The following is a 14,183-nucleotide window of genomic DNA, read 5'->3' on the forward strand; positions in this document are numbered from 1 at the left end:
CAGAGCTCTGGCGGCGTGTGTTCGCGCTCAGAACGTGTGATCTCTGGCCGACACCGCGACACTGAAGCAACAACGTGAGAGGATTCCCCTAAACACATCGGCATCCGTGGAATGTCAGACGGCTTGCAGCCGACGATATATAGCAGAGTGGCTTTCTCTGCTCGATGACCCCACCAATGCTGATAAATCGGCAAAGTCCATCCGCCATATTCATCAAAACGACCAGGCGCAGGAAGATGAGCAGCAGACCACAGAAGAGAACCTTTTGGATGCTCAAGAACGCCACCGAAACGGCGAACCTGGTCGACAGCAAAAAAGGCAAGATCAGACTCACCAGGCGCAGGCTTTGCAAAATGCCGAAGCCGGCCCCATGAACGGCAAGGCGGATGAGCAATCACGGGGCAACCACCCGGGAAAAGGCGGGCATCCCTTTGTGAATCCCAGACATCAACGCCAGGCAGAGCTTTGTAATTACTGTCTGCGCGAGCAAAAAGAACGGCAACCGGGCTCATATGGATCCACCAGCTGGAGAAGCCACGAGCTGGCCATGCGCATCACTCTTGGAGTGACTTACCAGCTCGCGCAACCGATCGAATTCATCGAGCAGCGGCATCAAATCCTTCAGAAGCATGCACGGACAGGTCGAACTTCGCATGGCTCGCTGTCGCCGAAGCTCTACTACAATCTCATCGGGCGTCATTTCTCTCCCCCTTGACGTGGCCTGCCGGGTGGGGCAGGATGGCGGCGTGCCAAATTTGAAACAATATCAAAATTGATACGACGTGAGCGGTTTATAAGGTATCAATTTTGATATGTCAAGGACAAAAAAATGACGCTGAATGAATTTATATCGAAGGGAATAGAGGCAGTCGGAGGCGTAACAGCACTAGCTGACGCGCTCGGACTTCAGCAGACCAACCTATCGAACGCCAGAGCAGGCAAGCGCGGCCTGCCCAGTTTTGCCTGCGTCAAGCTGGCGCAACTGATCCAAGAAGATGAGCGCCGGGTATGGGCCGCATCGGAACTGGTGACAGAGAAGAACCCGGAGAGGCGGGCCGTATGGCTCCCTTTTGTCCAGGGGATTGCAGCTCATGCGATGATGAAGACTGCAGGCAGCGGAGGTGCTGAAAAGTGGCGGAGAGGGTCGATTCCGCCAACACGCTGCGCCTGCCCTCCTGGAACCGGCTCGACCTGAACGCCGGATACGCAACCCGCTTCGGCAGCACGCCGGTGCACTTCAACGCCTCGGTGGAAAACCTGACCGACAAGGATTACTGGATCGGCACCTTCGGCGACGGTTTCGTGATGCCCGGCGCGCCACGCACTTTCCGGCTGTCGGCCAAGGTGTCGTTCTGGTAATGGGATGAAACGGCACAAGCGCCGATCCTGACTGTCGGCCTCGATGTCGCCGGGCCGCCGCCTCGCAGGGTGGCGGCCCTTTTCGCCAGATCGCTGCCTGCTTTCCGCGCTTTGCGTTCTTTCAGTTTCGACGACAACCCATTCCATGAAACCTTTCCCTGCCCTGTACCCGCTGCTGTGCGCGCTGGCGCTGGCGGCAGCGTCGATCTCTCCGGCGCAGGCAGGCGCTGTGGCGGGGGCTGAAACCGGCGCCTGGGCACCCGTCCTCGTGCCGGCGGCCCGGCAGTTCGACCTGCGCGCGGCCAGCGGACACGCCTACCGCCTGTTCGTCTCGCGGCCGGCTTTTCCGGTTCCTGCAAACGGTTTTCCGGTGCTCTATGTGCTGGACGGCAATGCGGCCTTTCCCGTCGCGGCCTTCCTGGCACGCAGCGCGGCCAGCCGCAGCGAGGTGACCGGCCACGTGCCGCCGATCGTGGTCGGGATCGGCTATCCGGGCGACGACGATTTCGACGTACCGGCCCGGCGCCGCGATTACACGCCGGGCACGCCGGGCACATTCGATGCAGCGGACGCAGACGGAAGCGGCGCAAGCGAGGGTGAGCCAAGCGAAGGCGGCGCCGCGCGTTTCCTCGATTTCATCGAAGGCGAAGTCAAACCGCTGATCGAGGCGGCGCATCCGGTCGACCGCAGCCGGCAGGCGATTTTCGGTCACTCCTTCGGCGGCCTGTTCGTCCTGCATGCCCTGTTCACCCGCCCCGGCAGTTTCTCTACCTTCATCGCCTCCAGCCCGTCGATCTGGTGGCAGAACAAGGCGCTGCTCGGCGGACTGCCCGCACTGCTGCAGGGCGATGTCCGTCCCAGAGTGCAGATCAGCGTCGGCGCGCTGGAGGACGACCCGCCCAAGGGCCGCTACACCCCCGAGATGCGGGCGATGATCGCCAGTCGTTCGATGCTGCCGCCTGCCCGCGAACTGGTGGCGAAGCTCAGTGAAACGCCAGGCTGGGCGAACAAGGTGGTCTATCACGAACTGCCCGGCGAGGATCACGGTCCGGTCTGGCTGCCGGCACTCAGTCGTGGTCTGCAGTTTTTTCTCGAACAACCCTGAACATCCTTGCCCCATGAACGCATTCATATTCATGCCGATCGCCCTGCTGACCCTGTTCCTCGGTTGCACGGCAATCTACCTGGCTTCGCCGAACCAGCGCTGGCTGGCCCGGCCCCTGCCCGGCCGGCCGGCCTACCTCGGCGGCGTCCTGCTGCTGGCGCTGGGCTGGTTCGCCCTGCGGCAGACGCTGCAGGGCGTGACGGCCAGCTTCGTCTTCCTGACCTTCCTGATGCTGGTGTTTTCGCTGCAGCCCTACATCGGCGCGCTGCTGCACAAGGGAGGCAAGCGCTGAAATGACGACGAGAAAGCATCCTCCCATCCGACGCGACTGGCTGTCCAAGACCCTGGCCGGTTTCGTCTGCGGCGGCCTCATCGCCCTCGGCAGCAGCGGCCTGCTCGTAACCGGGTTCGCCGGCATGCCGCTCCCCACCCTCGGCCAACTGGCCATGTGGCTGCTGGCGCCGGTCTGGCTCGGCGTGATGAGCGGCGTCTATTTCTTCGCCAGCGGTCTGCGCGCCTGGCTGTGGCTGGGTGGCGCCAGCGCGCTGATCCTGGGCCTGATGCTCGCGCTGCGCACGACCTGAACCCTACGGGAATCCTCATGAGAAGCGACTTCATCCGCATCTACAAATCCGTCCATACCTGGACCGGCATCGTCGCCGGGATCGCCCTGTTCATCGCCTTCTACGCCGGGGCGCTGACCGTCTTCAAGGAGCCGCTGGCGCGCTGGGCCGCGCCGCCGAGCACGCTGCATTACGTCAGCCTGGAGCAGGCGCAGGAACTGCTCGTCCGCACGCTGGCCGCGCATCCGGACAGCGCGCGGGACTTCAGCATCCACCTGCGCGACGCCGAACATCTGCCGGCGCGCATGAGCTGGCAGGTCAGGGAAGACGATGCCGGCGCCGACGATCACGACGAATCCTCGATGCGCCATTACACGGCCACGCTCGACGCCAGCGGCGGCGCGCAGGTGCTCGAACAGCACCCGTCGTCGATGCCCGCGCTCATCGACACCTTGCACCGGGTCGTCGGCCTGCCCGTGGACAGCGATCCGAACCGCTGGGTGATGGGCGTCATCGCCGCGCTCTACACGCTGGCGCTGGTGTCCGGCGTGATCGTGCTGCTGCCCTCGCTGGTCAAGGATTTCTTCGCGCTGCGCATCGGCAGGAACATCAAACGCATGTGGCTGGATGCGCACAACGTCGTCGGCATCATCAGCCTGCCGTTCCACATCGTCATGGCTCTGAGCTCCGTGGTGTTCGCCTATCACGACGGTTTCTATTACCTGCAGGACAAGCTGATCCACGATGGCAAATGGTCGTCTGCGTCCTCGCGCGCCCGGCCGGCGGAGGGAACCTTGCCACCGCCGCCGCGCGATCCGGCCGCCATGCTCGCGCCGACCGAACTGCTGGCGCGCGCGCAGGACTTCGCCCCCGGCTTCGCGGCGAGCCAGTTGCAATATCTGCAGGCGACCGGCCCGCGTGCCGTCGTCCGCGTCTGGGGCAAGGACGAGACGGGCGTCTCGCCACGCGCGCGCGGCGGCTTCCTGGCGCTCGACCCGTATACCGGCAAGGTGCTCAGCAGCGATTTCCTGCCCGGGCGGCAGGACACGCCCAACCTGTTCATCTCCAGCTTCTTCGCCCTGCACATGGCCTCCTTCGGCGGCACGGCGGTGCAGTGGATGTATTTCCTGCTCGGCCTCGCCGGCGCATGGCTCTTCTACAGTGGCAACCTGCTCTGGGTGGAAACCCGCCGCCGCAAGCAGGCCAAGGGCGAAAACCAATTGCCGGTCCAGCGCCGGGACACGCGCCTGATGGCGGCGGCCACCGTCGGCATCTGCCTGGGCAGCGTCTGCGGCATCTCGCTGGCCATCGCCGGCAGCAAGTGGCTGCATGCCCTGTTCGGCGGCGCCGTCGATGGTGCGCACCTGCTGTATTACCTCAGCTTCTTTGCCTGCATCGCCTGGGCATTCCTCGGCGGCGCGGCGCGCGCCTCGGTCCATCTGCTCTGGCTGGCCTGCGCAACCACGCTGGCGATTCCGCTGACCACGCTGTGCGGCATACTGTTCCCCGCGCTCGACCTGTGGGCGAACACCTCCGCCGCCAGCCTGGGCGTCGACCTCACCGCCCTGGCCGGCGCCGCCGCATTCGCCTGGATGGCCCGAGCAACCACGCGACGGGTCCGGCAAGGCCGAACGGACAGCATCTGGTCGGCGGCCAGCGACGCACCGGCGCTGCCGACATCTGCGGCCCGGGTGTCATCGGTATCGTCTTGAAGAGGAGGTGATGGGGCTGCAGAAGGAAAGGGAAGGCACCATCCATTAGCCGCCCAGCCTACTGCTCAATAGAATAGGCCCGAGCAATAGCGGACACGGCCGGATAGATGCGGCCAGACCTGGAGGAGACATGCCTTACTACGCCGGACTCAAGAAGATCAAGGACGCCGCGGTTCGCCGACGCACCATCGAGGGTTTGCAGCGCCTGCGCCCGGCGTTGGCCAATGCCATCCCGACGCGCACGGCCACTAACACGCTGCTGCTGGCAACGTGGAACATCCGCGAGTTCGATTCCGGCAAGTATGGCTACCGGGGCGATGAGCCGTACTACTACATCGCCGAAATCCTGAGCCGCTTCGACCTGATCGCCATTCAGGAAGTACGCGATGGCCTCTATCCCTTGCAGCGCCTGAAACGCCTGCTGGGCGACGACTGGGATTTCCTCGTCACCGACGTGACGCTGGGCACGTCCGGCAATACGGAGCGGATGGCCTATCTGTTCGACCGCCGCAAGGTGAACTTCACTGGCCTGGCGGCCGAGCTGGTGCTGCCCAAGGAGAAGAACGCCCAGGAGGAGCCCGTGCAACTGGCGCGCTCGCCCTACGTGGCGGGATTCCGCGCCGGCTGGGCCTACCTGACGCTGGCCACGGTACACATCTACTACGGCGAGGGCGTGGCCATCGACCCGCGCCGGCTGGCCGAGATCACGGCATTCAGCAAGACGATCGCCAAGAACGCGGCCAAGCTCTCCGGCGCGCCGCAGTACGAACCCGGTGCGCCACCGCTGCCGGACAACCTCCTCATGCTGGGCGACTTCAACATCTTCAACCGCAAGGACGTGACCATGGAAGCCATCACGAAGGCCGGGTTCGTCGTCCCCGAGGAATTGAACGCCATCCCAGGCTCGAACGTCGCCAAGGACAAGCACTACGATCAGATCGCCTACTACAAGCGCCTGGCGCGTCTGAAGCCGACCGGCCAGGCCGGCGTGTTCGACTTCTTCGAGCACGTCTACCGGCTCGAAGACGAAGCGGCCTACGCCGGTGAACGTGCCCAGAAACCCGGCCGCAGCTTCAAGGACTGGCGCACCTATCGCATGAGCGACCACCTGCCCATGTGGATCGAACTGGGCATCGACGACACCGATGCCTACCTGGGCACGTTGGCGTAATACCCGAGGGACCGGCGCCCCGCCGCAGTGGCGGAGCGCTGCGACGGTCACGCCGCCTGGGGCTTGCTGCGCGACCAGATCAAGTCGTGCGTGCCGTTCTCTCCTTCGATCAGGCGGGCAGCCGCACGCTGCTCAGCGCCGCTCTTGGGGTCGGCCTTGTGTTTGAAATAGCGCTCCGACCAGCCGGCGAACGTCAATGCCTCGGCCGCGGCGGCTCGCTTCTCCACCTTGGCGCGCAATGATGACACGCCCCGCTCCACGTCGCGCCGGGCACGATCCAGACGACTACCGTCAAACGCGCGAGCTTGGGTGAAACAGGACGAGATACCCCGATTCACCTAAGTTGCTATCACACTTTGGATTTTCGCGACTTTTGAAACTGTTTGAAGCGGCGTGAGACTAGGCTAATTCATTCCCACTCGATCGTCGAAGAGCCAAAAACCACATTAAAAATCAAAAGGTTGATTGACTGCATTCTGCCGATACCATGAGAAATACCATGTGGGGAAAAACCCAATGGAATCAAGTCGCCAAGGCTGCCTGCCGAAGCGCGTCTTCTGCCCATTGATTTAGACTCTGCCCATGCGCAGCGGCGGCGATGGCCACCGCTTCATGAATGGTCGGATCGACCCGCAGGGAAAATTTGCCGGAGAAATGCTTGCGCGGTTCGACACCGTCCTCGGCGCAGGCATCCAGAAACACTTTCAGCGAAATCTTGCCTTCGCGCTGCAAGCCCCTCACATCTTTGGCGTAGAAGTCCGCTCCGCCGTTCAGGCCGAGAAACTCGCCCCGGAACATTTGGATGTCCGGGTCAAAGGTAATGACGGCCTGATAGCCGTCGATCATCATGGTATTGTTCATGCTCATGGTTTGACTCCGTGATCTTCCAGCCACTTGCGGATGGACTCCACTGCACCTTTGTCCGTGGTCGGCTTCGGGTGTGGCCGGTGAAACACCCGCCTGTCGCCGAACAAGCGCACCAACACCCGTGATCCTTCCCGTTCGGCAACCTGCCCACCCAACTCAATGAACAGCGCCTCGATGTCGGCCCAGCGGACATTGGCCGAGACAGGCCGGGAAAAAATCGACTCCAAAGTGCGCTGGTGCTTTCGCTTCATGTTTCAAATGGTAGCAAGAAGTGGTATCAACCAGCAAGATAAAAGCATGCGCTTTGGGGGCACGGGCAATACCATGAAGCCATCGTGCAACTGAACATGGTATTGGCGATTTTTTCAATGGCATGCCCTCTGGATACCATGAAAAATACCATTGATGATGCAGGTGGAAAACTCAATTAACCTAAATTTATCGTTATAACTCAATGAGTTAATTAACACCTTCACTCCCACTCGATTGTTTCCGATGTCTTAAAACCCGCATGGAAACTAGCTTTTGTTGTTCTCATCATCACACTTTACCGTCACTTTTACCGTCAAAAAATAAGTGCTTTTGTTGGCGCGTGTGATGGACTCGGTTTGCGCGGCGGCTATTCCAGTCCATCAATCGTCACCTATCACTTCCAGCCGCGAAGGCACCTACTTTGAAAAACTTATCGAATCGCAGCCCAACTACGACGAAGCAAATCAAACTCAAGCGAGACCATACGCACGCGCAATACGGGCAGCCAAGTCTGTAACAGTAACATCTCCAAGCTTCAGCGTCTTTGGGTCGATGGAGTCATCGGCCCTCAGTGCATCGAGAAAACGCGAGAGGTCATCGGCGATTCGTGCGGTCACCTCGATGCGCGTGTCTTGCGCCAGCAGTTGCGACAGGCGAAGCACATCGTTGAGGTGCTTCCGCACGTCTTTCGAGTCCACGGCTTCCCCCTCCTCTTTCCTGGCGGAAAGCTCCAGCCAAGCGACGGCCTTCAACGGGATCAGGCGATCCTCTCCGACCCATGGCAGACCCGCCACGACGCGTCGCCCTCCCATGATGAAGTCGTAGTAGTCGGTATCCAACAGGATCGCGGACAGACTGGACACCGCCTCATCCAGAGGGATCGGCGTCAACTGGCTACCCTCGGCGATTTCGAGTCCATCAGGTGTTCGCGCAAACAGTTCCACCATGAAAGGAAAGCTCGGGTCAGCCGGCTTCTGGAATCGATAGAAGACTGGCTTGCCCGTATCGCTTGCCTGACGGATGCCGTACCCACCTGCCTCGACAAAGCGCCAGAACGTCTGCCCAAACTGAGGCGTCAGCGCCTCCACATGCAACACAATGTCGAGATCTTTTGTGGCGCGAAAATCCAACCCCGCGTCTTCCATGGTGAGACTTGCCGCGGTCCCTCCGATCAACACGTACTGATCAGCGTGGTCCGCGAACCAGCTCTGGAACACGTCCAGTCCCTTCACCATGGCAGGGTCTCCATCAATTCATCGAGTGCCGACTGAACCCGTTCATCGCTCGTGGCTTGCAAACTGAGCCATAGCGACAATGGGTCGACGTAAGGGCTGTTTTCCAGAACGCCTGGGTTATAGGCCCATATTTGCACCTCGCTTGCGCCGGTATCGGGCCCCGTGAGTTCCTTCCATCCACTGTGAAGCGCGGCCTTCCACCCAGCCAGGTCGAAGGCAAAGCAGGTGGTCCGAGGTGCAGTTAGCATGGATTGTGCGGCCAACGCGCACAGCCCCGCCAGCCTGGTCGAGGGGGCTTGCTCAGGCACAGACGACAACGCCCATACCGTGCGCTTGATTGGCGACCGGAGTCTAGGACGAATGCGTTCCCAGGTCTCTCGTGGCCCGTGAATGAACTTCAGTTGTCGCGCACGACCCAAAGTCTGAACATCTGCAATGCTAGCGCCCGCGATCTCTCTGGTGGCTCGTGACCATGTCATCGCGGTGTAGCCCAGTCCCCCCGCCAATCCTGTTGCTTCACATTCATCACGCCACGGGCGCTGCATCAAGGCTGCTATCACGATGGCCTGCGCTGATGGACTCAGAGCCTCCTGATCCACCAGGGGCGGCTTACGAAAGTGCTCCCGGAGATCAAGACCCAAGTCCGGCAAATAGAGCTGGTTACCCGGAACAAGAAAAGGCACGTGATGCTCGATCAAGCGTTTGCGCTCGTAAGAAGCCATCGCGGAGGCAACGTAGACCACTGGTAATCCAGTGATCGCCTCCATTTTTTGAAGCTGGGTTCGCACGTTCGCCAGAGGAAGCTTCTCACCAGCGCGCTGAATTGCCATCAACAAGCGTGTGCCTAGCAGGCTGAGTTCTCGAACGTCGTAAGAATCTCTCAGAAAGTAAGGCAGCGACTCCACTCCAGGGTAGGGGTGAATCTCCACCTCCCGGATGGGTAGGACCTCGGTCAGATACTCCTTAACGGCGATGTCGAGCGATTTCATGCGATCTTTATAACACAATTCAGCACGATAACAAAGCACATGTTATCGTGCCGTCTGGTGTTATTGGATTCTTGGAGCAAGGCTATCTACCTCAAAATATCAGTAGCACCCCGTCCCCGCTCTGCGCACCTTCCAGCGGCTACCAAGAGCCTCAGATTGGCATGCAGCTGCCTATTCAAATCCTCCTCAGACATGTCTCCCCACAATTCGGTAAGCTGAGCTATCGCCGTACCCACATCCCATGGCTTAGCACTCTGCCCGCCAATCTGCGCGAACGGACCATCAGTCTCGGTCAGAACACGGTCCCTCGGCATGTCCCTCACAAGCGCACGCGCCTTCTCTGAGACTAGCATGGCCGGTCCAACACTGAACCAGCAGCCCAATACGATTGCACGCCGCAGCTCTCGCTTGCTCCCCGAAAACCAATGAAGAATCGGAGTGCCCGCTCCCGGATGCGCCTCCAACCGATCCAGTACAGCCGACGCCGCACGACGGCTGTGGATAGACATGATCCGGCCACCGGCAACTCGACATGCGTTCAATATGTGATCGAATACTGTTAACTGCGTCTGCCAATGTTGCTTAAACTCAAGGCCTCCATCGAGACCGATCTCACCGACGTACATGGTTTCATGCAATTGCAGGTCAAAGAGCGGCAGTTCACCGATTCGCTCGTGTGCAATTTGCGGATGCAGCCCCAGCGCAGTCCTTATGCGCGAGCTTGGTGTAGCAAGTGCAGAAGTACCCCTCCATGCGCTGGGTGTAGTCGTAACTGATAGAACGTACATTCCGCGCTCTGCAATTTCCTTCACGATTCCATGTGGGTCGGGATAAAGGTCGAGATGTGCATGAAAGTCAATCACCGTACATTCAGCCCAAGCATCAGAGACTCAACTTCCGCCAATCCGCGCTGGACAACTTCTATGAGCGCAGGCTTGTCCATCACTAGGTTTGAACTCAACGTGGCACCAAGCCAACGAGCTGTACCCATTTCCCGACGCTCGCCAATACCAATCAAGGCCGAGCGGACATCGTCGAACCCTGCGTGTTCGTCGTCGTCCAACGCAAGATTATCGTAGACGTAATACGTGGAGTCTTGGCCAAGCCATTCGTTAAAAGCGCTTCGACGAACCAGGCACGGCACACAACGACCGCAATGTTTGTAGCCGAACTGCTTGAATCGACCGCAGCTAGTGGTCTGATATGCATGTGCGACAAGTAATGGCTGATTGAGGCACTCTTTGAGCATCTCGCCTTTGGTCTTGAAACGGTACGGATTGACAATCCGAACTCGAAGACCAGCAGCATCCAATACCTGCTGCAATAGCGAAAGAACGATGGGGTGCGTTGTTCGTGTGCTCAGACTGCCAAGTCGCCCACCCGTCAACGGCGGATTGAGCGCAATGAATCCATTCTCGCAAACATACAGCGTCACCTCGTCGCCCGCATGATAGCGAGCCAACGTCGTCGCCATAAATACGCCATATGCAATAAAGATAATTGAACGTGCACGTTGCGAGGGCGGATTCTCCGGGTCTGGAACGTCGGCGTTGTGGTTAGCTTGGAAATGACGCAGGCCTCCACCGATCTCAGCAGCAAATGCCACTTGCTTTTCGCCATCACCACGAACCATCTGACTGACAGCGAGCGGCCTTTTTCCTTGTTCGGCCAAATCAATCGCGCCGATGTAACTATCCAGACCTCCGGATAGCAACACGACGCAGTCCTCAGTTGGGTGTATCGACTGCCGATCGGGCTGCGGAAGAATACCTCCCTCAACGAATCGAAGCTTCCAACGATCCGTGCTCAAGTACGCCAGCAATCTTTGCAGAGTTTCGGCGTTGTCGTTCCAAAATGGAGCATCGACCACCGAGATTGTCAGATCGAACTCTCTGGTCCAACCGTCCGGACTGCGATCCCTATGGCCTGCGAGATCGGACGAAATGACAGCCAGTGCAAGTGACAATAAGTCCCATGCCCGCGCCGCCGGAGCAACCTTCTCACGGGCAATGGCCTGTTTCAACGCAGAGCCAACAGATCCGCGCATGGGGTCGCCCGAGTTGCCATACAGGACGACATCCAAATCGCTGGCCATGCTACCAAAGTCAAAGTCGGAAAGCGCACAGGTAATCTTCATTCAACATACCCTTCGAACACTTGGAAGGTTTCACGAATGGCGCTCTGGACGATTTGCGTGATCCTTCCTGCGGCCAAACGCTGCCCAGCCTCTCTGAGCTGCCTAAATGACGCCGAGACCGTTTCTCGAACATATTCCCTAACCTCTTTGAGCCGACCCAGCCCCGTTGCTGCGTTCGGAGCCTTCTCACGGATGGTTCGCCCTATGTCCAAGTCAATCCGCCGAAACACGTCACCGGCGACAAATCGCTCAACAGCGAGTTCGCGTTGCTCTGGCTGCAGATTCAGCAGGTCCGCATCCGGGAATTGATTGAGCACTTCGGAAAGTGCATCTTTTATCGATGTCCGGCTTGCCTCTGCATCTTGTGTACCGTCGACAGGGCGGACGGCCTCTACAACAGCATCCATTACCTCATTAGCTGACCTGCCAGCGGTCAGCGCAGGGTCAAGTGGGCTTCCGGTTGCAGTGGCCGGGTTCCCTTGCCCCCCGGAGAGTGCTGAGTACAGTGCTTGTGCAGTCTGTGCGGTGCCACCCATACGACGAGTGGCTGTGGTACTTCCGCCATATCCCTTCTTGACGTACTGCCCAAGACCGCGGCGCATGCTTGCGCCATCACCGCTACGCGCGTAATCCCCAAGGTTCCGATTTGCACCCAAAAATCGACGAGCTGGCGCTATCGGAATCGGTTGCCGAGGTTCAGCGGGTGGTGATGCCGGAGACGTTGCGTCCCCTGGTTCCGGCGGCGCATTTGGTGGAGCCCCTTCAGCAGGCGCGGGAGCGAGCGGAATATCTGGAACCCACGGCGGAACCATCGGCACGCCCGATGGCGAGCCGCTACTTGACTGCGACGTTCCCATTGTTCCTCCTGGCCTTTATCGCGTTCTTCACTGGCTTGGCAATATCCTCATCGTCGCTCCACGCTTCAAACACGGTCTTTGACCACTGTTCATCGGATATTTTGGGAACGATGCTCGCCTTGATCTGGATGGCTGGGCGTTCTTTCAGAAACCCCGAGAGTCGTGCGCCTTGGGGCGCATCAGCGGCAGCTACGGCCATGCACGCATCCAAAATTGAAGGAGTACCCCACTCCTGCTCCTGGCGGGCGCGGCCGAGCAACCGATCCATGATGACCGACATTTCGGATCTCGGCAGCGCAACAAGACGATCTTTGATGCTGCCGGCCATCTCGGGGTGCTCCAACAGCGCTTCCAGAAGATCGGCTGCTTCCGCCGACAACCGATCCTCTGGTGTAATCAATGGGGCGTGTTCGCGACTCACGTAGAGCGCTCCGCGCAGATCCGTTCCTCCGAGAAGTGGCGGCAAACGCAACCACTCCGTGATAAATGGATCATCCCACGGAGCCTTCCTTTGGTGCGCCTCTCCCGCAATGGCCTGCTGCTCCCAATCGAGAAGGAATGCCGGCTTACCGTCGTCACTCTCGGTAACCGACTTGATCAGTTCCAGATACGCCTTGGGGTCACCGCACCGCTCGAATAGGAGCACCTTGGCAAGTTCTGATTCATCCACCCCAACACCTTGAGCGCGAGACATCGACATACGAATCGACAGCGCATTCAGAAAACGTTTGATCAAACGGGGATTGCCTGCGATTCCCGTTGCACTTGTCATCAATGGCGCAAGGCGGTCTGCGGCATCGAGGCGTGCGATCAGTGCATCAGGCAGCTTGTCATTAAGGCTTCTGATGAATTTGAGATCGACGCGTTTTCCTTGCCACGTCCGCCCCAACTGTGAGCACACTTCCCCCCGAATTCTCTCCTTTTCCTTGGATTCAAGATCGCTGTTCTCGACAAACAGCAACATCATGTATGCACGAACCTCTTGCGTCCCCAACGGCGGAACACGAATTGGAACCTGTATAAGCTTGTCGAAATAATTAATGACAATATCATCATCAACGCCTTGAAAGTGGCGCTTGACGGCATGTTTTATCATCTGGTCATCGGCAGCGATAACGAATGCCGTATGTTCCAGAAACAGGAGCAGACGAATAGCCTCCAAAGTGGAGATCGTGGTTTCGGGAAGGCAGCGGTCCAAATCGTCGATGAGTACCACCAAGGTGACGCCCATCTCCTTGAGCAGTTCTTCGAAACTCGTGCGTAGAGCTTCAATTTCCTTTGGCGGCGAAGTGGTCTTCTTAGGCGTGATCAAGCCTGTCGCTATTTTTTCCGCCTCTCCTGCTGCCGATTTGACTGCTTCAATCGCTTCCTTATCAATATCACCGGCGACCAAGCTCTTGCCAAACCCCCAGAGATCCCCGAGCAAGCCGGTCGGAGGCAACCCCAATGCCAGCGAGGCAGCGGATCCGGCTGCGAGCTTGATCGCTCGAAACCAATTGACCCGTTCTAGCAAATCCTTCGCTTTGTCTATTCCTGTTTTTCGCTCTTCAGCTTCCTTCGCCAAGGTCGAAGCGACCACTTCGATCAGGGCAGCGCGCGCATCGTCATATCCCTGATAGAGCCATGCATTGAACTCGACAAAAATAAACTTGCTCGGCTTCGCTTCCTCATGATGCCGCGCCGACAACTCGGTGCGGATCAACCTGATCATCGAAGATTTTCCGACGCCCCACGCGCCGGAAACACCAATCGATATAGGCCGCGATTGCGCCTGTTCGATAATCTCGGCAACTGTCTTAGCGATACCGCCGAAATTCAGAAAATCCTGTGCGGTCTCGTTGTCTGTCCACATCGTTCAATCTCTTTCTATACGGCACTGACGCGTTGAATCACACGCGTGAGCACGAGTAGACCCGGAAGATTTTGTTGCGATCTT

General features: G+C 59.1%; 15 protein-coding genes and 1 pseudogene. 7 read left to right on the plus strand and 9 right to left on the minus strand.

All coding sequences use genetic code 11. The annotated features are described in order from the left end of the window. Window positions 1-106: 106 nt before the first annotated feature. From SDENCHOL_RS09735 to SDENCHOL_RS09765, 7 genes are all read left to right on the plus strand, one after another. On the plus strand, window positions 107-715 hold the full coding sequence (locus SDENCHOL_RS09735; RefSeq protein ID WP_154717053.1) for a hypothetical protein: 609 nt from the start codon (window positions 107-109) through the stop codon (window positions 713-715). A 416-nt stretch (window positions 716-1,131) separates the two neighbouring features. Beyond that, entirely contained in the window at window positions 1,132-1,359 is a 228-nt protein-coding gene (locus tag SDENCHOL_RS09740; protein ID WP_154717054.1) for a TonB-dependent receptor, read from the plus strand. 145 nt (window positions 1,360-1,504) lie between these two features. Next, a complete protein-coding gene (locus SDENCHOL_RS09745) occupies window positions 1,505-2,464 on the plus strand; it encodes an alpha/beta hydrolase (RefSeq protein WP_154717055.1) in 960 nt (319 codons plus the stop codon). Between the two features lie 13 nt (window positions 2,465-2,477). Next, window positions 2,478-2,756, plus strand: a complete 279-nt coding sequence (locus tag SDENCHOL_RS09750) for a hypothetical protein (RefSeq protein ID WP_154717056.1) — start codon at window positions 2,478-2,480, stop codon at window positions 2,754-2,756. Window position 2,757: 1 nt separating this feature from the next. Then, on the plus strand, window positions 2,758-3,048 hold the full coding sequence (locus SDENCHOL_RS09755; RefSeq protein WP_154717057.1) for a hypothetical protein: 291 nt from the start codon (window positions 2,758-2,760) through the stop codon (window positions 3,046-3,048). Window positions 3,049-3,065: 17 nt separating this feature from the next. Next, window positions 3,066-4,739, plus strand: coding sequence for a PepSY-associated TM helix domain-containing protein (locus SDENCHOL_RS09760; RefSeq protein ID WP_154717058.1), 1,674 nt, complete (start codon window positions 3,066-3,068; stop codon window positions 4,737-4,739). A 130-nt stretch (window positions 4,740-4,869) separates the two neighbouring features. Beyond that, window positions 4,870-5,910 (plus strand): endonuclease/exonuclease/phosphatase family protein, encoded by a 1,041-nt coding sequence (locus SDENCHOL_RS09765; RefSeq protein WP_154717059.1) that lies wholly within the window; start codon window positions 4,870-4,872, stop codon window positions 5,908-5,910. A gap of 47 nt (window positions 5,911-5,957) precedes the next feature. Here SDENCHOL_RS09765 and SDENCHOL_RS09770 read toward each other — a convergent pair. The 9 genes and pseudogenes from SDENCHOL_RS09770 to SDENCHOL_RS09815 all read right to left on the minus strand — a co-directional run. Then, window positions 5,958-6,029: pseudogene (locus tag SDENCHOL_RS09770) on the minus strand (DUF736 domain-containing protein); the annotation flags it as partial. Window positions 6,030-6,432: 403 nt separating this feature from the next. Continuing rightward, window positions 6,433-6,771 carry a type II toxin-antitoxin system HicB family antitoxin gene (locus SDENCHOL_RS09780; protein ID WP_154717060.1) on the minus strand — a complete coding sequence of 113 codons (339 nt, stop codon included), beginning with the start codon at window positions 6,769-6,771 and terminating at the stop codon, window positions 6,433-6,435. A 2-nt stretch (window positions 6,772-6,773) separates the two neighbouring features. After that, window positions 6,774-7,028 carry a type II toxin-antitoxin system HicA family toxin gene (locus SDENCHOL_RS09785; RefSeq protein ID WP_154717061.1) on the minus strand — a complete coding sequence of 85 codons (255 nt, stop codon included), beginning with the start codon at window positions 7,026-7,028 and terminating at the stop codon, window positions 6,774-6,776. Between the two features lie 471 nt (window positions 7,029-7,499). Beyond that, the gene (locus tag SDENCHOL_RS09790; RefSeq protein WP_154717062.1) at window positions 7,500-8,264 is read right to left on the minus strand and encodes a hypothetical protein; all 765 of its coding nucleotides are present in this window, start codon (window positions 8,262-8,264) and stop codon (window positions 7,500-7,502) included. After that, complete coding sequence (locus tag SDENCHOL_RS09795) at window positions 8,258-9,253, minus strand: hypothetical protein (protein WP_154717063.1); 996 nt, start codon at window positions 9,251-9,253, stop codon at window positions 8,258-8,260. The genes SDENCHOL_RS09790 and SDENCHOL_RS09795 overlap by 7 nt, the downstream gene beginning before the upstream one ends. An 86-nt stretch (window positions 9,254-9,339) precedes the next feature. Then, window positions 9,340-10,116, minus strand: a complete 777-nt coding sequence (gene qatD, locus SDENCHOL_RS14725; protein WP_154717064.1) for a Qat anti-phage system TatD family nuclease QatD — start codon at window positions 10,114-10,116, stop codon at window positions 9,340-9,342. Then, complete coding sequence (gene qatC / locus SDENCHOL_RS09805) at window positions 10,113-11,390, minus strand: Qat anti-phage system QueC-like protein QatC (protein ID WP_154717065.1); 1,278 nt, start codon at window positions 11,388-11,390, stop codon at window positions 10,113-10,115. Before qatC ends, qatD begins: the two co-directional genes overlap by 4 nt. After that, entirely contained in the window at window positions 11,387-11,992 is a 606-nt protein-coding gene (gene qatB / locus SDENCHOL_RS09810; protein ID WP_197706894.1) for a Qat anti-phage system associated protein QatB, read from the minus strand. Before qatB ends, qatC begins: the two co-directional genes overlap by 4 nt. A 232-nt stretch (window positions 11,993-12,224) precedes the next feature. Next, window positions 12,225-14,099 carry a KAP family P-loop NTPase fold protein gene (locus SDENCHOL_RS09815; RefSeq protein ID WP_154717067.1) on the minus strand — a complete coding sequence of 625 codons (1,875 nt, stop codon included), beginning with the start codon at window positions 14,097-14,099 and terminating at the stop codon, window positions 12,225-12,227. Window positions 14,100-14,183: the final 84 nt, after the last annotated feature.

Source organism: Sterolibacterium denitrificans, assembly GCF_900174485.1.
Taxonomy (GTDB): domain Bacteria; phylum Pseudomonadota; class Gammaproteobacteria; order Burkholderiales; family Rhodocyclaceae; genus Sterolibacterium; species Sterolibacterium denitrificans.